Below are 19,432 nucleotides of genomic sequence, written 5' to 3' on the forward strand. Positions count from 1 at the left end.
CCATTAGGCAGAAGTTGTAGCAAGGAATAACAAGAATAAATATGGCAATGAAACAGATCCTTTTCGCGACACTATTGGCAACCAGCCTCTCAGCACATAGTGCCGAGAATTTCGTAGTGCAGGATATTCAAATTGAAGGGCTTCAACGCGTTGCGCTCGGCGCTGCATTGCTTAAAATGCCCGTTCGAATTGGCGATACCGTTGATGCACAAGATGTCGCGGATATTATCAAAGCACTTTACACTTCGGGCAACTTTGAAGACATCAAAGTATTACGAGACAACAACGTTCTTATCGTTCAGGTTAAAGAACGTCCAACCATTGCAAGTGTTTCCTTCTCTGGAAATAAAGCGATCAAAGAAGAGCAGTTGCAGCAGAATCTTGATGCATCCAATATCCGCATCGGTGAGGCGCTTGATCGTACGACCTTGAGCAATATTGAAAAGGGGTTGGAAGATTTTTACTACAGCGTGGGTAAGTACAACGCGACCGTAAAAGCGGTGGTAACACCTTTACCTCGCAACCGTGCTGACCTTAAATTTGTGTTCAGTGAAGGGGTTTCTGCGAAAATTCAGCAAATCAACTTTATTGGCAATGAAGTGTTTAGTGACCAAGATTTACTGTCACGCTTCAATTTAAATGTCGATGTGGCGTGGTGGAATTTCCTCTCTGATGATAAATACCAAAAGCAGGTTTTAGCCGCTGATATTGAAGCTTTGCGCTCTTTCTACCTCGACCGTGGCTACTTAAAGTTTCAAGTCGATTCCACGCAAGTTGCTATTTCTCCTGATAAAAAAGGCGTTTATATCACTTTAGGCATTAGCGAAGGTCAGCCTTATAAAATCAAAGACGTTAAATTTCGCGGAGAGCTGATTGGCAAAGAGGCTGAGTTTACCGCTTTGATCCCGTTTGAAGCCGAGGAAACCTATAACGGCTCACTGGTGACCAAGCTTGAAGAAGATGTAAAACGAGTATTGGGTGAAGCTGGCTATGCTTATCCTCAAGTTCGAACCATCCCAGAATTTAATGATGAAACGCAAGAAGTTTCCTTGGTTGTTCATGTGGAAGCGGGTAAGCGTATCTATGTCCGTGATATTCGCTTTGTCGGTAATAACTCAACCAAAGATGAAGTTTTGCGCCGCGAAATGCGTCAAATGGAAGGCAGTTGGCTGAGCTCTAAAGCGATTGATACGGGTAAGAGCCGTTTGAACCGTCTTGGCTTCTTTGAAACAGTGGATGTGCAAACCGTACGTGTACCTGGCAGTGAAGACCAAGTCGATCTGGTGTACAACGTGAAAGAGGCCAACTCAGGTAGTGTTAACTTTGGTGTCGGTTATGGTACAGAATCAGGTGTGAGTTTTCAGGTTGGTTTACAGCAAGACAACTTCATTGGTTCAGGTAATCGAGTTGGCATCAATGCCATGATGAACGACTATCAAAAGAACATCAGTTTAGATTACCGTGATCCCTATTGGAACCTTGATGGTGTCAGTTTGGGTGGTAAGATTTTCTATAACCAGTTTGAGGCTTCTGAAGCAGGTATTGTTGATTATACCAATGAAAGTTACGGCACAAGTTTAACGTGGGGTTTCCCATTTGACGAATTAAACCGTTTTGACCTCGGTATCGGTTACACGCACAACAAGATCGGTAATATCGATGAGTATGTGCAAGTTAGTCAGTTCTTACAGTCTCAAGCGAGTAACCGTAGCGATGATGGCAGTTTGATCACCAATGACTTTGACGTCAACATCTCATGGACGCGCAATAATTTAAACCGAACCATTTTCCCAACGGCGGGGAATCACCAACGCGCTTTCTACAAGATGACTGTGCCGGGCTCAGACGTAAAGTATTTCAAAGCGCAGTACGATGTCCGCCAGTATTTCCCATTAACCAAAAAACATGAGTTTTCACTCTTGCTAAGAGGACGCTTAGGGTATGGTAATGGTTACGGGAAAACGGATGGTAACGATAACTTGTTCCCATTTTATGAAAACTATTATGCAGGTGGCTTTACCACGTTACGTGGTTTTGGCTCTAACTCGGCTGGACCGAAAGCGATTTATAACGATGCGACAGGCTGTAATGGCAATAATGGTGGCAACAACCGCTGCTATAGCGCAACAGATGACTCTGTCGGTGGTAACGCGGTCGCGCTGGCCAGCGTAGAGCTGATTGTACCGACGCCATTTGCCTCTGATGAAACTCGTAGCCAAATTCGCACCAGCATCTTCTTCGATATGGCCAGCGTTTGGGATACAGAGTTCGATTACCAAGATGGGAAACTCGGTTATGGTGATCAGTATTATTACGATTACTCAGATCCAATGAATTACCGTTCCTCTTATGGTGCGGCACTACAGTGGATGTCACCTATGGGGCCATTGGTATTTTCAATTGCCAAACCTATTAAAATTTATGAAGGTGATAATGAAGAGTTCTTCACTTTCACGATCGGCAGAACATTCTAATTAGAGGAAAGTATTTTGAAAAAAGCGATTCAAGCGGCAGGATTGGGCCTAGTTGTACTGAGTTCATCATTTTTTGCGCAAGCCGCTGAGGCGGCGCAGAAAGTAGGTTACATTAATACCGCGCAAGTATTCCAAGCATTACCTCAACGAGAAGTTGTGCTGCAAAAATTACAAGAAGAGTTTAAAGATAAAGGGGCAGAGCTACAGTCAATTCAAGCTGAAGCAAAAACCAAAATTGAAAAACTTAAACGTGATGGCGAACTGCTAGGTCAAGATGAGATCGAGAAGCTGCGTATTGAAATTGGTCAATTAGACAGCAAGTACAAAATCAAAGCGCAAGCGTTAGAGCAAGCTTCAGCGCGTCGTGAGAGTGAAGAGAAGCAAAAACTCTTCATGGTGATTCAAGACGCAGTGAAGAAAGTTGCGGAAAAAGAAGGTTATGACATCGTTGTTGACGTGCAAGCTATGCAATATGGTAAGTCGGACTACAACCTATCAGAGAAAGTAATTAAACAACTAAAATAATATTATTATGGCAAAACTGACTTTAGCCGAATTGGCAACCATCACCGGGGGAGAGCTGTTTGGTGATGGCTCTGCGACAGTTTCCGCTGTCGCACCTATGGATAAGGCGCAGGAAGGTTACGTAACTTTCCTCTCTAATCCCAAATATAACAAACACCTTGGTCAATGCCGCGCAACGGTGATTATGGTCAAGGCTAGTGAACGTGAATTGTGTACAACCAATGTTTTGGTTGTCGCTGATCCATACGTTGCTTTTGCAAAGGTGGCGCAAGCGCTGGACACGACACCGCGACCTGCGAGTGATATTAGCTCTTCTGCGGTTGTTGCACCGGATGCCCAGCTAGGGCAGAACGTTTCTATTGGTGCAAACGCGGTCATTGAGACGGGCGTGCAACTGGGCGATAACGTCTCCATTGGTGCTGGCTGTTTCATCGGTAAAAACGCCAAAATTGGCGCTAACACCCAGTTGTGGGCAAATGTCAGCGTTTACCACGAAGTGGAAATTGGCTCGGCGTGCCTTATTCAGTCAGGTGCCGTGATTGGTTCTGATGGTTTTGGCTATGCCAATGAGAAAGGTGAGTGGATTAAAATTCCGCAAATTGGCACTGTCCGGATCGGTAATCGAGTTGAAATCGGTGCCTGCACGACAATTGATCGTGGCGCATTAGATGACACGATTATTGAAGATAACGTCATTCTCGATAACCAATTACAGATTGCACATAACGTCTGTATTGGCTACGGCACTGCAATTGCTGGCGGTACCATCATTGCTGGCAGCACCCACATAGGCAAATATTGCATTATTGGTGGTGGTACTGTCATCAATGGCCATATCGAGATTGTCGATGGGGTCACCATTACTGGCATGGGGATGGTGATGCGTAGCATCACCGAGAAAGGCATGTTCTCTTCTGGTATTCCGTTGCAACCGAACAAAGAATGGCGTAAAACTGCCGCTCGCGTTCACCGTATCGAAGATATGCACAAGCGACTTAAAGCACTTGAAAAGTACTTAGAGCAGGAAGCGGAATCCTAATTCTACTTTTTCCCGATTAGGCTCGCCAACTGCGAGTCTTTTTCGTCTATAATGCCAAATAATTTTTGAAAGTTTTACTGTATAGGAATATGACTTTGACGACTGAAACGAAAACGATGCACATCACTGAAATTCAGAGGCTGCTTCCTCACCGTTACCCATTTCTGTTGATTGACCGTGTAATTGACTTTGAAGAAGGCAAATACCTTGTTGGCTTGAAAAATGTGTCAGTTAATGAACCTCAGTTCACTGGTCATTTTCCGCAGTTACCTATTTTTCCAGGTGTACTGATTTTAGAAGCAATGGCACAAGCAACGGGCCTACTTGCATTCAAAACCTTTGGTGCACCGAAAGATAACGAATTGTATTACTTTGCTAGTATTGATAATGCGAAGTTTCGTAAGCCTGTAGGTCCTGGCGACCAACTGATCATCGAAGTGCAGTTCATTAAAGAGCGTCGTGGTATTGCGTTGTTTAATGGCGTAGCGAAAGTTGATGGTGAGGTTGTGTGTTCAGCTGAAATGAAATGTGCTCGTAGAGAGTTTTAATATGATTCATGAAACTGCACAAATCCACCCAAGTGCGGTGGTTGAAGATGGCGCTACCATCGGAGCTAACGTCACTGTTGGTCCATTTACTTACATCACCTCTGGGGTAAGCATTGGCCAAGGTACGGAAGTGATGTCGCATGTGGTCATCAAAGGAAACACCGTCATTGGTGAAGAGAACCGTATTTTCCCTCACGCCGTCATTGGCGAAGAGAACCAAGATAAGAAGTATGGTGGTGAAGATACACGAGTCGTCATTGGTGATCGCAATGTTATTCGTGAAGCGGTGCAAATTCACCGTGGTACGATGCAAGATAAAACACAAACAGTTGTTGGCAACGACAACCTATTGTGTGTGAATGCCCATATTGCGCACGATGTGATTGTTGGTAATCATACGCACATTGGTAACAACGCAATTCTTGGCGGCCATGTGACGGTCGGTGACTATGCCGGTGTTATGGCGTTGTCGGCGATTCATCCTTTCTGTAGCGTTGGTGCTTATGCCTATATCGGTGGTTGTTCTGCTGTTGTGCAAGATGTCCCTGCTTACGTGTTAGCACAAGGTAACCATGCTTCACCATTTGGCCTTAACCTTGTTGGTTTGAAGCGAAATGGTTTTGAAAAAGCCGAAATTCGCGCGCTACAAAAAGCGTATAAAGAGATTTACCGATCAGGTAAAACGCAAGCAGAGGTCTTACCTATATTGGTTGAGATGGCGAAAGAGTACCCATCGATTCAGCGTTTTACTGATTTACTAGAAAAAACTGAGCGTGGCATTATTCGTTAGTTCGCCACTGAGTTTTGATTAATATCCGAAGATCGCTACTTGTTTAGCGATCTTTTGTCTTTTTGATGCCGCATAACGGCTGAGCGGATTCTGTTAGGAAACGATATGCACTCACATGAAAATCCCCTAAGAATCGGTATTGTTGCCGGAGAGCTTTCTGGCGATACATTAGGAGAAGGCTTCATTCAAGCCATCAAGCAGCAATATCCCAATGCACAATTTGTCGGTATTGGTGGCCCTAAGATGATTGCTCAAGGTTGTGAATCTTTATTTGATATGGAAGAGCTAGCCGTGATGGGTCTGGTTGAGGTGCTTGGCCGCTTACCGCGTTTACTGAAAGTTAAAGCGCAGTTGGTGAAGTATTTTAAAGCCAATCCGCCGGATGTGTTTGTTGGTATTGATGCACCAGATTTTAATTTACGACTAGAGCTTGATCTCAAAAAAGCGGGCATCAAAACCGTCCACTACGTGAGCCCATCTGTATGGGCATGGCGTCCCAAACGTATTTTTAAAATCGATGCGGCGACCGATCTAGTGCTGGCATTTCTTCCGTTTGAAAAAGCGTTTTACGACAAGTATCAGGTTGCGTGCGAATTTGTCGGCCATACACTGGCCGATGCCATTCCACTGCAACCCGATAAAATTGCCGCTCGTGAACTGTTGAAATTAGAGACAGATAAACAGTGGCTGGCTGTGCTACCCGGTAGCCGAGGGGGAGAAGTCGGTTTAATTGCCAAGCCATTTATTGAAACATGTCGACAAATCAAACAGAAATACCCTGATATTGGTTTTGTTGTAGCTGCCGTCAATCCCAAACGTAAACAGCAGTTTGAAACCATTTGGCAGGAGATCGCCCCAGAGCTCGATTTTGTTATTATTGAAGACACCGCGCGTAATGTCATCACGGCTGCAGATGCTGTGCTGCTTGCCTCTGGCACAGTCGCACTGGAATGCATGTTGCTCAAACGGCCGATGGTGGTGGGATACAAAGTGAACTGGCTTACCGGATGGTTGGTTCAGAAGCTTGCGATAACCGAATTTGTTTCACTGCCCAATATTTTAGCCGGAGAAGAACTGGTTCCTGAGTTCATTCTTGATGAATGCGACCCGCAACATCTGTTTCCTGCGGTCGATAGCATGCTCAGCCGTGATAATTCCTCTTTAATTGAACGTTTTACTGAAATGCATCACTGGATCCGCAAAGGTGCGGATCAACAAGCTGCCAAAGCAGTTTTAAGCTTGATTAACCGTTAACGATTAAAAAGAGCGATTGAAAAATAACGAGAGGAAAATAGACAAGATGGCAGAACAAACACTGACTCCTTTTGAATACCCTAAGGGCTATGTTTTGATTGCAGGAGTGGATGAAGTTGGCCGAGGTCCATTAGTGGGCGACGTAGTGACTGCCGCAGTAATCTTGGATCCGAATAATCCGATTGAAGGTTTAGCCGACTCGAAAAAGTTATCAGAAAAAAAACGCCTAGCGCTTTTTCCTGAAATTCAACAAAAGGCGCTCGCTTGGTCTGTTGGCCGCTGTTCACCAGCTGAAATTGATGAGCTTAATATTCTTCAAGCGACTATGGTGGCGATGCAACGCGCGATTGCAGGTCTAGCGATTAAACCTGATTTGGCTTTAATTGATGGCAACCGTGTCCCACAATTACCGATGCATGGTATCGCAGTCGTCAAGGGTGATATGCGTGTGGCGCAAATCAGCGCCGCCTCAATCATTGCTAAAGTGGTACGCGATAAAGAGATGGAAGCGCTCGATAAATTGTACCCACAATTTGGCTTTGCTCAACATAAGGGCTATCCAACTAAAGCGCATTTTGCCGCGATCGAACAACATGGCGTCATCGCAGAGCACCGTAAAAGCTTTAAGCCAGTGAAACGCGTGCTGGGAATTGACTAATTGCGGGTGTCAGCCACGAGCAGATTCGCGTAGAATAACCGCCAAATCTTGTACCAAACCTAGCATCTAGGATTTTATTGCATGCCAGAACCAAAGTTTGTCCACCTTCGTGTCCACAGCGACTTTTCTATGATCGATGGCTTGTCCAAAGTGCCACCGCTTGTGAAAAAAGTGGCCGAGATGGGGATGCCTGCCGTAGCGTTGACCGACTTCACGAACTTATGTGGTTTGGTCAAATTTTATGGTACCGCTCATAACTGTGGGGTAAAGCCGATTATCGGTGCAGATTTTGTCATGCAATCCGAGGAGTTTGGTGATGAGCTCACCAAGCTGACGGTTCTAGCGAGTGATAATGTTGGTTACAAAAATCTGACCTTACTGATCTCCGATGCTTATCTACGCGGTCATGTGCAACACCTACCTGTGATTGATAAAGCGTGGCTAGTGAAATATGCCGAAGGCTTGATTGTGCTTTCGGGTGGAAAAAGTGGTGAAATAGGCAAAGCACTGCTTAAAGGTAATCAGGCGTTAGTAGATAAATGTGTCGAGTTTTATCAAACTCATTTTGTCGATCGTTTTTACCTTGAATTGACTCGCACAGGGCGAGCCGACGAAGAGAGCTATCTGCACTTTGCTCTAGAATTGGCTGAAAATAACGATCTGCCCGTCGTTGCAACCAATGAAGTGGTGTTTCTCAGCGAAGAGTTTTTTGAAGCGCATGAAATTCGAGTAGCGATTCATGATGGCTACACCATGGAAGATCCTCGTCGGCCAAAAAATTACAGCCCACAGCAATATTTGCGCACCGAAGCGGAAATGTGTGAGCTGTTTGCCGACATTCCTGAAGCGCTGCAAAACAGTGTTGAGATTGCCAAACGGTGTAATGTTACCGTCCGTTTGGGGGAATATTTCTTGCCCGCCTTCCCAACGGAAGGAATGAAAGAAACCGAATACTTGGTGATGAAATCACAAGAAGGCCTTGAAGAGCGTCTTGAATTTCTGTTCCCCGATCCTGAGGTTCGCGCACAACGTCGCCCTGAATATGATGAACGGCTGCAAATTGAGCTCGAAGTGATTAATAACATGGGATTCCCCGGTTATTTCTTGATTGTGATGGAGTTCATCCAGTGGTCAAAAGATAACGATATTCCGGTGGGACCGGGGCGCGGATCGGGTGCGGGTTCATTGGTGGCTTACGCGCTCAAAATCACCGATTTAGATCCACTACAATATGATTTACTTTTCGAACGTTTCTTGAACCCAGAACGGGTATCAATGCCCGATTTTGACGTCGATTTCTGTATGGATAAACGTGACCAAGTTATTGATCACGTTGCTGAAATGTATGGTCGTGATGCGGTATCACAGATCATCACCTTTGGTACTATGGCTGCCAAAGCGGTCATTCGTGACGTGGGACGCGTGCTTGGTCATCCGTTTGGATTTGTCGACCGCATTTCAAAGCTTATTCCACTAGATCCAGGAATGACACTCGAAAAGGCGTTTAAGGCTGAACCCGCGTTACCTGAGCTGTACAACAATGACGAAGACGTCAAAGAGCTGATTGATAAGTGCCGAATTCTAGAAGGTTGCACGCGTAACGCTGGTAAGCATGCGGGTGGGGTAGTGATCTCCCCAACCACAATTACCGACTTTTCGCCGATTTATGCGGATGCTGAAGGGCATTTCCCCGTTACTCAATTTGATAAGAACGATGTTGAAACCGCAGGCTTAGTCAAGTTTGACTTCTTAGGTCTACGTACCTTAACCATTATCGATTGGGCACTAGGGCTGATTAACCCGCGCTTACAACGAGAAGGCAAAGAGCCCGTTCGTATTGAAGCTATCCCGTTAGAAGACCCAGTTTCATTTCGTGTATTGCAAAATTCTGAAACCACGGCGGTATTCCAGTTAGAATCGCGCGGCATGAAAGATCTGATCAAACGTCTCCAGCCAGACTGCTTCGAAGATATCATTGCACTAGTGGCCCTGTTTCGCCCAGGGCCTTTGCAATCGGGGATGGTGGATAACTTTATCGACCGTAAACATGGCCGAGAGGCGATCTCCTACCCAGATGAAAAATGGCAACATGAGTCATTAAAAGAAATTCTAGACCCAACCTACGGCATCATCTTGTACCAAGAGCAAGTGATGCAGATCGCCCAAGTCCTAGCCGGATACACACTAGGCGGCGCGGATATGCTGCGCCGTGCGATGGGTAAGAAAAAGCCAGAAGAGATGGCCAAGCAGCGGGCGATTTTTGAAGAAGGTTCGATAAAAAACGGCGTGGATGGCGAATTGTCGATGAAAATCTTCGACTTAGTAGAAAAATTCGCCGGTTACGGGTTTAACAAATCGCACTCTGCGGCTTATGCTCTGGTTTCTTATCAAACCTTATGGTTAAAAACCCACTACCCAGCCGAATTTATGGCGGCAGTAATGACGGCCGACATGGACAACACCGAAAAGGTGGTTGGCTTAGTGGATGAATGTTTACGCATGAATCTTAAAGTGTTACCACCGGATATTAACGCCGGCTTGTACCGCTTTAACGTCGATGAAAATGGCGCGATTGTCTATGGTATTGGCGCGATCAAAGGTGTGGGTGAAGGGCCGATTGAAGCGATTTTAGAAGCGCGCACAGCCGGCGGCTATTTTAAAGATTTGTTTGATTTTTGCGCCAGAATTGATTTGAAAAAAGTCAATAAGCGTGTGATTGAAAAGCTTATTTATGCGGGTGCTTTGGACCGTTTAGGCCCACACCGTGCTGCCATGATGGCCTCATTAAATGATGCTGTGAAAGCGGCCAGCCAATTCCACCAAGCTGAAGCCTTTGGTCAGGTTGATATGTTTGGTGTATTGACTGATGCGCCAGAAGAAGTAGAACATAAATATACGCAAGTCCCCGAGTGGCCTGAGAAAGTTTGGCTTGAAGGTGAGCGCGATACATTAGGCCTTTATTTGACCGGGCATCCAATAAACGCACATATTAAGGAACTTGCTAAGTACACCAGTTGTCGACTAAAAGATGCCACACCAACGCGACGCGATCAATCCGTCACTTTAGCGGGGTTAGTGATTGCTGCTAAAGTCATGACCACCAAGCGTGGTACGCGGATTGGCATCATGACGTTAGATGATCGTTCAGGACGTATGGAAGTGATGTTATTCTCTGATGCGTTAGAGCGGTATGCAGAGCTGCTAGAAAAAGATAGAATTTTAGTGATTTCTGGACAGGTCAGCTTTGATGACTTCAATGGTGGCCTTAAAATGTCGGCGCGCGAAGTCATGGACTTGGGCAGTGCGCGTGAAAAATATGCCCGTGGCTTGTCGATATCGATTGAACAATCACAGATAGACAGCCAGTTTTTTGAGCGCTTTAGTCAGATCTTAGAGCCTCACCGAGCAGGGACTATACCTGTCAATGTATACTACCAACGCGCAGAGGCGAGAGTGCGACTCACTCTTGGTACGCAGTGGCGTGTAACCCCAAGTGATACATTGTTAGACGAATTGAAACAGCTACTTGGCAAAGATCAGGTAGAACTCGAATTTAACTAAAATTTGGCGTCAAATATGTTGAACGCTGAGTATAAAAGGATCGGTAGATGAGCCTAAATTTTCTAGAATTTGAAAAACCAATTGCTGAACTTGAGGCTAAAATTCAGGCGCTACGCGACGTGTCTCGCCATGGTGGTGATAAGTCCGTTGATCTCGACAAAGAGATCGAACAGCTAGAAAAGAAAAGCTTAGAGCTTAAGAAGAAAATCTTTGGTGATTTAGGGGCATGGCAAGTAGCTCAATTGGCACGCCATCCACAACGCCCTTACACGCTTGATTACATCAACCATGTCTTCACTGAGTTTGACGAGTTGGCTGGTGATCGCGCTTTTGCTGATGACAAAGCGATTGTCGGCGGCATTGCTCGTTTAGAAGGACGTCCGGTGATGGTGATTGGTCACCAAAAAGGACGTGAAACGAGAGAAAAAGTAAGACGTAACTTCGGAATGCCAAAACCAGAAGGTTATCGTAAAGCACTGCGTTTAATGAAAATGGCTGAACGTTTTGGTATGCCTATTATTACTTTCATCGATACCGCAGGTGCCTATCCTGGTGTTGGCGCTGAAGAACGTGGCCAATCTGAAGCGATTGCTACAAACCTAAAAGTGATGTCAGGCTTGAAAGTGCCAGTAATTTGTAATGTTGTTGGTGAAGGTGGCTCTGGTGGTGCTTTGGCGATTGGCGTGGGTGACTACGTGAACATGCTGCAATATTCCACTTACGCGGTAATTTCGCCAGAAGGGTGTGCTTCAATCTTGTGGCGAGATTCAGATAAAGCGCCGCAAGCGGCTGAAGCGATGGGCTTAGTCGCTCCTCGCTTAAAAGAGCTTGAGCTGATTGATGAAATTATCGAAGAACCATTAGGTGGCGCGCATCGCGATCCAATACAAATGGCCGCCAACATGAAAGCAACACTGCTAAAACAGCTTGCTGATTTAGAGCCGCTGAATGAAGAAGCATTATTGGCTCGTCGTTATCAACGTTTGATGAACTACGGCTACTGCTAAATAGCAGAGCGGACAATAAATAAAAAGGGTTGGATTCTGTCCAGCCCTTTTTTATTAGCCCGATTTCAGGACTGGTTTGCTTGGCGCGTTTCAAGGTAAACTGGCATCAATTCCTCTTAGCACTGAAAACCCATGTCTGAACTTTATTCGCTATTTTCACACGTTATCAATCGTCATCGCTTAGCAAGCAGCCAATTAGTCTTGGGTTTTAGTGGTGGCATGGACTCGCGGGTGATGCTTGAACTATTGGCGCAATATCGTGACGAAACCTCCTGTGAGTGCTGCGCTGTTTATGTTCATCATGGATTAAGTCAACATGCCGATGAGTGGGCCAAACAGTGCCAGCGCTGGGCCCAACACGCCGCGATCCCTTTTTTTATTGAACGGGTGCAACTCGATACCGCTAGCGGTGAAAGTGTGGAGTCATTGGCGCGTACGGCGCGTTACCAAGTTTTAGCGAAATACATTAACACTGACGATTTGTTGCTAACTGGACAGCATAGCGATGATCAGATCGAGACATTTTTGCTCGCGTTAAAGCGTGGTAGTGGACCCAAAGGACTCTCTTCGATGGCACAAGCGATGCCATTTGGCGCGGGGAAAATCGTCCGTCCTTTGCTTGCGGCGACTCGCGTACAGATCGAAAGCTTTGCCGTAACCCAGAATTTGGATTGGGTCGAGGACGAAAGTAACCAAGATACCCGTTTTGATCGTAATTTTATCCGCCATCACATCACGCCAGTTCTTACGCAGCGCTGGCCGCATATTCACCAAGCGGTTGCTCGTAGTGCGACATTGTGTGCTCAGCAGCAGGTGTTGCTTGAAGAGCTGCTACAAGAGGCAATGCAAGAGGCAAAAATGCCTGATGGTAGTTTATCAATTACCGCGCTTTCTCATCGCAGCGAATTAGCACGCTATCAATTGCTAAGAATGTGGCTTGCTCAATTGGGGGAGCTAATGCCGACTCAAGAACATTTAGCGATGATTTGGCAACAAGTGGCGTCTGCGCGTATTGATGCGAATCCTCGTCTTAAACTAGGGCAAAGTGAGATCCGCCGCTTTGACCAAAAGCTATATTGCATCCAAACTTATCAAGACATTTCAGATTGGCAGGCGATGATTGTGCCCGATCAATCATTAACCTTGCCTGATGGACTAGGAAATCTTAGGTTATCGTCTCATGGTGCTAGCAAGGGAATAGCCTTGCCTGATGATTGTCATCAATTAAGCGTTACGTTTAATCCTGAAGGGCTGGCAGCATGCCCTTCAGGACGAGTGGGAAGTCGAAAGCTAAAAAAATTGTTCCAAGAGTATGGCGTGCCCAGTTGGCTACGACGAAGAACGCCAATATTGATGCATCGGAATCAAGTGGTTGCGATTGCAAATTTATTTGTTGATCGTGACTTCAGTGGGCAAGATTGTGAACTCATCTGGGACAAATGAACGCTTTTCATGCAAAATTCGTATAAAACATACCATGAATATGGACATAAAGGTGGAGCAATGAAAAAAGTCGCGATTGGAATAGTTATGGGTTTAACGTTGTTAGCGGGAAGTGCGTTTGCTGGAGACCCAGCCGCAGGGCAAGCCAAAGCGGCTATCTGCGCGGCGTGTCACGGCGCAGACGGTATTGCCCTTATTCCGGGGTACCCAAATCTAAAAGGGCAAAATGAGCAATACCTTATCTCATCAGTTAAAGCCTACAAGAATAAAGAGCGTAATGGTGGTTTAGCCGTCGTAATGCAAGCGCAAGCGGCAATGCTCAGTGATGCCGATATTGAAAACTTAGCGGCCTATTTCGCAAGTCTTAAGTAAATGACAGTGAACGGGTTTCAATCAGCCCAAGCGTTGCTTGGGCTTTTTATTGATTGTTTTTTTTTGCTAGCAGATAATGCCACCAATTGACCAAAGTGTAAGGGATGAACATGAAAAAAATCGAAGCCATTATTAAGCCATTTAAACTTGATGACGTCCGCGAAGCGTTAGCTGAAGTCGGGATCACGGGTATGACTGTTTCTGAAGTAAAAGGATTTGGTCGTCAGAAAGGGCATACTGAATTGTACCGTGGCGCTGAGTACATGGTGGATTTCTTACCTAAAGTGAAGCTTGAAATTGTGGTGACTGACGATGTCGCTGATCGCTGCGTTGACACCATTATTGATACGGCGCAAACGGGAAAAATTGGTGATGGTAAAATTTTCATTACCAATATTGAACGAGTGGTACGAATTCGTACCGGTGAAGAAGACGAAGACGCTATTTAGCCGTACACCGAGAAGAAGGGAGCCAATGGCTCCTTTTTTGTCTCTTTATTAATACATCCCTACCAATTTTGTTGAACGTTATGAAAAGAAAATATCTGCTTGTTTTGCCGCTGTTGCTGATTACCGCGACTGTGATTAGTTTTTTCTCTATTTTTACTATTCCTTCAACGCCGCAATTGTTGACTATTGATGGGAAAAACGCTTCATCTCCACTGATTTGTTACGATAATCCAAACGCTCGCGCAATTGATGTGCGTGGTCAGCTTAATGTACTGGTTTGGAATATCTATAAACAAAATAGAGCAACATGGCAAAGTGAGCTGGATAAATTCAGCCAAGATGCTCAATTGGTGTTGCTACAAGAAGCGAGCATGACCTTGTCATTGAAAGAGTGGATCAGCCAAAAGCAGTGGGGGGGGACGCAAGCGGATGCTTTTCGTGTTTTTGGTGAATCAGCCGGAGTGTTAAATCTTGGCAGGCAGATGCCAGTATTAGCGTGTGCTTACACCGAATTAGAGCCTTGGTTGCGCTTACCCAAATCGGCGATTTACGCCCTGTATCGTTTAAGTGATGGTCAGACTCTGGCGGTTGTAAACCTGCATGCAGTGAACTTTACCTATGGAACGCAAGAGTATACCAATCAGCTGGAAGCGTTACTCGTTCAATTAAAAACACATCAAGGGCCGGTGATTGTCGGTGGCGATTTTAATAGCTGGAGTCAAGCAAGAATGGACACATTAACCGCTGCATTAAATCGTGTGGGTTTAAAGGAAGTGTTGTTCGAACCCGATCACCGTGTTCAGTTTGTGACGGGCTTGGTGCTTGATCATCTTTTTTATCATGGTTTAACACTGCTCAATGCAAAAGCGCCCGTAACGGACGCTTCTGATCATAACCCACTATTGGCGAGTTTTAGTTTATAACCACTTTCTAACTGATGGCGATGTACAGCGCCCAAATCAGGTAATAGCCAATCCAAGGCAGCGCCGAAATCACCAGAGCTTGGCCGCGTTCCAGCTCTGTCCATGCGCCCACCGCCGCGTAGCCAAGTACGATGTACCAAGGCAAAAGCAGTGGGAAGGAGCTGGCAAATTGAGACCAATCATTAGTCAGTGGCAACTTAATTAGGCCATTTAAACTGTTAAGGTCAGCAGCGTAAGTCATCACGTGGCCATGTTTGAGTAATAAGCTCGCGTAACTGGCGAGATCGCCCAACACGGCTGGGAAAGTGATGACAGCACTTGCGGCAAACCAACGCCAGAAACCGTGCTGATGTTGGCTCTGCTTGGCCGCCAAATTGAACCACAATGCCAACATGAAAATCGTTAGCGTGCGGCCTACCACATCACTGATAATTTCGCTTGCCATCAAGGTGTTGGCATCTAACATTTCAAGCTGAGCGGGGTTGATCATAGCCAACTGCGCCGAGAGCCCAGCTTTTAACCATTCAAGGTTAACCACGTCAAAATAAGCCCCCCAAAATAGAAAGGGACTCAGGATTAAAAAGAGATAAGGTTGCCAACCCCACATGCCGCGTTGATAAAGGGCTAAAAAACAAGACGTGGGGGAACGGAAAATATCCACCAACATGATTAACGGGTTACTGGAAGGATTCATACACTGACCTTAGTGACATCGACGTAGAGCTTGAGTTTTTGACCCGGCTTTAAGTACTTTTGGTTTGCAAGCTCGTTCCATTTTACAATGTCGAGGCTTTTGACTTTAAACTTATTAGCGATGGCGCTGAGTGTATCGCCGCTACGCACTTGATAAAAGACAGTGCGAATGATGGCGCCCTCACTGCTATTTTTCCAAATGACCAGTTTTTGGCCAATCTTCAACGTGTCTCTTGGCCCCATACCGTTCCATTTTGCTAAGGACTGGTGGGAAACATTGTGTTGTTTGGCAATGCTCCATAAGCTATCACCTTTGGCTACCGTATGAGACAGCTTATACTGACCACGGGCCATCGCTTGCGTTTTTGCCAAGCGGTTACTGGCACTGAGTGCGTATGCTTTTTCGTCTTTTACGGATGTTGGGATCATTAAATACTGCCCAACGCGAATGACGTTGCCATTGAGATTGTTGGCCGTCTGAATCACTTTGCTGGTGGTATTGTGCTGTTGAGCAATCACACTCAAGCTATCGCCGGATTTTACCTTGTAGCGTACTAACTTCATCCCCTTACCGCGATTCTCTTCAACTTTCTGAGCAAAGCGTTCCACTTTATCTACTGGGATAAGCAGTTGATGAGGTCCCGTCGGCGAGGTCGCCCATTGATTGTAAGCTGGGTTGTAACTTTGCAACTCTTTCACGCTCATTCCGGCGTAATTGGCGGCAATGGCAAGATCAAGCTGTTCTTGAGGGTCGACTAACGTTAACACTGGTTTGTTAGCGATTGCTGGGATTTCAATGCCATATTTTTCTTGATTGGCAACAATATCGGCCAGTGCGAGTAATTTAGGGACGTAGCCTGTGGTTTCATCGGGTAAGTCGAGTGAGAAAAATTCGGTTGGTTTACCAGCCTTGTGATTTTTACGAATCGCGCTAGAGATCCGCCCACCACCGCTGTTATAGGCGGCAATCGCATGGCTCCAATCACCATCAAAACGCTTATTTAATGCAGTGAGATAATCCAAAGCCGCATCGGTGGCGGCGTCTACATCTCGTCTTCCGTCATACCAAAAATTTTGCTCTAGGCCATACATCTCTCCCGTGCTCGGCACAAATTGCCACAGCCCCGCAGCGCTACCGTGTGAGTAGGCAAAGGCATCAAACGAGCTTTCAACAATGGGTAAGAGTGCTAACTCAAGTGGTAAGCCGCGCTGCTCAATTTTTTCAGTGATAAGGTAAAGAAATGGCTTTGCTCGCTCGGCAACAGTTTGTAGGTGATTAGGGTGTTTAAGGTACCAAGTTCGATAATAATTCACTGATTTATGATCTGGGATATCCATCGACAACTGCATTGCGATGCGCTGCCATACGTCCGCTTGCTTTTGTGGCGTGATCACTTTCGGCGTTGTATTTTTTGCAGATGACGACTTTTGTTTAGCCATCTCTTTTTGTGTCTGAATCTGAGGGCTATTTGCCTCTTTGGCATTTGGCGCTGTTGTTTGGTCTGTTGGCTGAGTGATTTGGCACCCCGCTAACAAGAGCGCCATCACCCAGCTAAATTGAAATCGCATCTATCTCAGCCCTTTGACTTAATGGCTGCTGATAATACTTGGCACTTTATTGCTATGACAAGCAGCAAATCGTCAAAATTCGTTCTTCCACTCACGTAACGCGGTAAAAATTGATAGAGGATCGGTTTGTTGAGTACGATTCGCGACGGATTTCATCACACTCTCTTGCTGGGTCCGTAAAAATGGATTGATCCATTTTTCTTGGCGGATCGTGGTCGGTAATGTCGATTTCTGCTGGGCTCGGAGCCGGTTGACGGTATCTCGATACTGTTGAAGTTGGTCATTATCGGGCTCAACGGCTAAAGCAAATGCGACGTTACTTGCGGTATATTCGTGCGCGCAATAGACCTCAGTCTCTTCTGGCAATGCGGCAAGTTTACACAGTGACGTAAACATTTGCTCCATTGTGCCCTCAAAAACACGGCCACACCCTGCGGAGAACAGTACATCGCCACAAAACAGTTTATTGTCACCGACATAGCCAATGTGACCTTTTGTGTGTCCTGCGAGATCAAGCACCATAAAGATTTCATCGAATAGTTCTAGCTGATCGCCAGCTTCAACCGCGTGCGTTAAGGTAGGAATAGGTTCATGAGCGGGACCAACAACGTTAATGCTGGGAAACTGGCGAACCAGTTCTGCAACACCACCAATGTGATCATGGTGATGGTGGGTAATTAATATTGCTTCGAGCGTTAATTGATGCTTCGAGAGGTACTCAAGCACTGGTGCTGCATCACCGGGATCGACCACAGCACAACGCTGATCGCTATTTTGGATCAGCCAGATGTAATTATCATTAAATGCGGGTATGCTTTTGATCTGTAACATGAGTATCTCCAATCACCGAGGTGAAATAGGTTATCGATGAAGCCAGCGCGTAGCGAAAAAAAATTAGATAAGCCTCATTCTTGGTCCCAACTTAAAAATGGCCAGTGGGTTAGTGATTCTATTCAGACTCGGCTTGATGAATGGTGCTCTAAATTATTTGGCTATCATATGCTTAAGCTCGGTGGTTTGAGTTGTGAGCTTGCCAGTTGCAACTGCAATATTCAACACCAAGTTCATCTTGATATTGAAAACCCACTCCATACGGTGATTGCCGATAGCTACGAACTGCCTTTTCTTGAAAAGAGTTTTGATGTGGCTATTTTAGCGCACCAACTGGATTATTGTGGCGATCCGCACCGTATCTTACGCGAAGTTGATCGCGTGATGATGGATGATGGCTACATCATTATTACGGGGTTTAATCCAATCAGTTTTACGGGGATCGCAAGTTTGATGCCTTGGCGAAAACATAACTTACCTTGGAGCGGTCGTATGTTTACCGCTAACCGGATTAAGGACTGGCTGAGTGTCTTGAACTATCAAGTGATTGACTGTGACCAATATGCCCTTTTCCCGATGCAAAAATATCAACCCATGTGGGCGTGGTTGGAAAATGGTATTGGCGACTGGGCCGCTCCATTTGGTAGCCTGTATTTCATCGTAGCGCGCAAACGTACTTATCCCTTGAAACCGATTAAACCTCATTGGCGTTTTAAACGGCGTCTTTCGCCAGTTAGCCTGAACTACCGTTTATCAACTCAGAACCAAGATAAGGCCTGTGACCCTTATTCGGATGCTTGATACCCAATATCGTCTTCGGTTGGGTTTTCTGCTGCATTGCGTGCTAATTCATCGCACATTTCATTTTCACGATGACCCGCATGGCCTTTCACCCAGCGCCAGTCAATGGTGTGGCGGGCGCTTTCTTTATCAAGTGCTTGCCATAAATCGGCATTCTTCACTGGTTTTTTATCCGATGTTTTCCAACCGCGTTTTTTCCAGTTGTGGATCCACTGAGTAATACCTTGACGAACGTATTGGCTGTCTGTGGTGAGAATAACATTACATGGCTCTTTCAGTGTTTGCAGTGCAACCACTGCCGCTAACATTTCCATTCGGTTGTTAGTGGTGAGTCGGTAGCCTTTGGCTAACGTTTTTTCGGTTTCTTTGTAACGAAGGACAACCCCATAACCACCCGGGCCAGGATTACCTAAGCAAGATCCATCAGTGAAAATTTCCACCTGTTTTGTCATGATTTGATACTATTAGGTTACGCACATTATTGGCATAGTCTGA

The 19,432-nt window shown here is 45.7% G+C and carries 18 protein-coding genes; 14 read left to right on the forward strand and 4 right to left on the reverse strand.

The window, feature by feature from the left end:
• The first annotated feature begins 41 nt into the window (after positions 1-41).
• The 13 genes from bamA (at position 42) to AACV20_RS04100 (ending at position 15,043) form a co-directional block, all read left to right on the forward strand.
• On the forward strand, positions 42-2,474 hold the full coding sequence (bamA, locus tag AACV20_RS04040; RefSeq protein ID WP_170906921.1) for an outer membrane protein assembly factor BamA: 2,433 nt from the start codon (positions 42-44) through the stop codon (positions 2,472-2,474).
• A gap of 15 nt (positions 2,475-2,489) precedes the next feature.
• A complete protein-coding gene (locus AACV20_RS04045; RefSeq protein WP_170906922.1) occupies positions 2,490-2,999 on the forward strand; it encodes an OmpH family outer membrane protein in 510 nt (169 codons plus the stop codon).
• Between the two features lie 7 nt (positions 3,000-3,006).
• The gene (gene lpxD / locus AACV20_RS04050; protein ID WP_013856213.1) at positions 3,007-4,038 is read left to right on the forward strand and encodes a UDP-3-O-(3-hydroxymyristoyl)glucosamine N-acyltransferase; all 1,032 of its coding nucleotides are present in this window, start codon (positions 3,007-3,009) and stop codon (positions 4,036-4,038) included.
• A 116-nt stretch (positions 4,039-4,154) separates the two neighbouring features.
• The gene (fabZ, locus tag AACV20_RS04055; protein WP_026027636.1) at positions 4,155-4,586 is read left to right on the forward strand and encodes a 3-hydroxyacyl-ACP dehydratase FabZ; all 432 of its coding nucleotides are present in this window, start codon (positions 4,155-4,157) and stop codon (positions 4,584-4,586) included.
• 1 nt (position 4,587) lies between these two features.
• Positions 4,588-5,376 carry an acyl-ACP--UDP-N-acetylglucosamine O-acyltransferase gene (lpxA, locus tag AACV20_RS04060; protein WP_026027915.1) on the forward strand — a complete coding sequence of 263 codons (789 nt, stop codon included), beginning with the start codon at positions 4,588-4,590 and terminating at the stop codon, positions 5,374-5,376.
• 105 nt (positions 5,377-5,481) lie between these two features.
• A complete protein-coding gene (lpxB, locus tag AACV20_RS04065; RefSeq protein WP_013856216.1) occupies positions 5,482-6,630 on the forward strand; it encodes a lipid-A-disaccharide synthase in 1,149 nt (382 codons plus the stop codon).
• A 46-nt stretch (positions 6,631-6,676) separates the two neighbouring features.
• Positions 6,677-7,288 carry a ribonuclease HII gene (gene rnhB / locus AACV20_RS04070; RefSeq protein ID WP_170906923.1) on the forward strand — a complete coding sequence of 204 codons (612 nt, stop codon included), beginning with the start codon at positions 6,677-6,679 and terminating at the stop codon, positions 7,286-7,288.
• 81 nt (positions 7,289-7,369) lie between these two features.
• Positions 7,370-10,849, forward strand: coding sequence for a DNA polymerase III subunit alpha (gene dnaE / locus AACV20_RS04075; RefSeq protein ID WP_017046604.1), 3,480 nt, complete (start codon positions 7,370-7,372; stop codon positions 10,847-10,849).
• Positions 10,850-10,896: 47 nt separating this feature from the next.
• Positions 10,897-11,856, forward strand: coding sequence for an acetyl-CoA carboxylase carboxyl transferase subunit alpha (gene accA / locus AACV20_RS04080; protein ID WP_013856219.1), 960 nt, complete (start codon positions 10,897-10,899; stop codon positions 11,854-11,856).
• Between the two features lie 132 nt (positions 11,857-11,988).
• Positions 11,989-13,299 carry a tRNA lysidine(34) synthetase TilS gene (tilS, locus tag AACV20_RS04085; RefSeq protein ID WP_170906924.1) on the forward strand — a complete coding sequence of 437 codons (1,311 nt, stop codon included), beginning with the start codon at positions 11,989-11,991 and terminating at the stop codon, positions 13,297-13,299.
• Between the two features lie 60 nt (positions 13,300-13,359).
• Positions 13,360-13,671: a c-type cytochrome gene (locus AACV20_RS04090; protein ID WP_026028528.1), complete on the forward strand. Its 312-nt coding sequence runs from the start codon at positions 13,360-13,362 to the stop codon at positions 13,669-13,671.
• A gap of 110 nt (positions 13,672-13,781) precedes the next feature.
• Complete coding sequence (glnB, locus tag AACV20_RS04095) at positions 13,782-14,120, forward strand: nitrogen regulatory protein P-II (protein WP_026027912.1); 339 nt, start codon at positions 13,782-13,784, stop codon at positions 14,118-14,120.
• Positions 14,121-14,200: 80 nt separating this feature from the next.
• On the forward strand, positions 14,201-15,043 hold the full coding sequence (locus AACV20_RS04100; protein ID WP_170906925.1) for an endonuclease/exonuclease/phosphatase family protein: 843 nt from the start codon (positions 14,201-14,203) through the stop codon (positions 15,041-15,043).
• A 7-nt stretch (positions 15,044-15,050) separates the two neighbouring features.
• Here the strand turns inward: AACV20_RS04100 and AACV20_RS04105 are convergent, their stop codons facing one another.
• From AACV20_RS04105 to gloB, 3 genes are all read right to left on the reverse strand, one after another.
• Positions 15,051-15,737, reverse strand: a complete 687-nt coding sequence (locus tag AACV20_RS04105) for a YIP1 family protein (RefSeq protein WP_170906926.1) — start codon at positions 15,735-15,737, stop codon at positions 15,051-15,053.
• Positions 15,734-17,305 carry a lytic transglycosylase gene (locus AACV20_RS04110; protein WP_170906927.1) on the reverse strand — a complete coding sequence of 524 codons (1,572 nt, stop codon included), beginning with the start codon at positions 17,303-17,305 and terminating at the stop codon, positions 15,734-15,736. The genes AACV20_RS04105 and AACV20_RS04110 overlap by 4 nt, the downstream gene beginning before the upstream one ends.
• A gap of 72 nt (positions 17,306-17,377) precedes the next feature.
• Entirely contained in the window at positions 17,378-18,136 is a 759-nt protein-coding gene (gloB, locus tag AACV20_RS04115) for a hydroxyacylglutathione hydrolase (protein WP_026027910.1), read from the reverse strand.
• Positions 18,137-18,172: 36 nt separating this feature from the next.
• Here gloB and AACV20_RS04120 point away from each other — a divergent pair, with 36 nt between their 5' ends.
• A complete protein-coding gene (locus tag AACV20_RS04120) occupies positions 18,173-18,937 on the forward strand; it encodes a methyltransferase domain-containing protein (protein WP_013856227.1) in 765 nt (254 codons plus the stop codon).
• Here AACV20_RS04120 and rnhA read toward each other — a convergent pair.
• The gene (gene rnhA, locus AACV20_RS04125) at positions 18,922-19,389 is read right to left on the reverse strand and encodes a ribonuclease HI (RefSeq protein ID WP_013856228.1); all 468 of its coding nucleotides are present in this window, start codon (positions 19,387-19,389) and stop codon (positions 18,922-18,924) included. The genes AACV20_RS04120 and rnhA overlap by 16 nt on opposite strands.
• Positions 19,390-19,432 lie beyond the last annotated feature (43 nt).

Source organism: Vibrio sp. B4-6, from assembly GCF_963888245.1.
Taxonomy (GTDB): Bacteria; Pseudomonadota; Gammaproteobacteria; order Enterobacterales; family Vibrionaceae; genus Vibrio; species Vibrio anguillarum.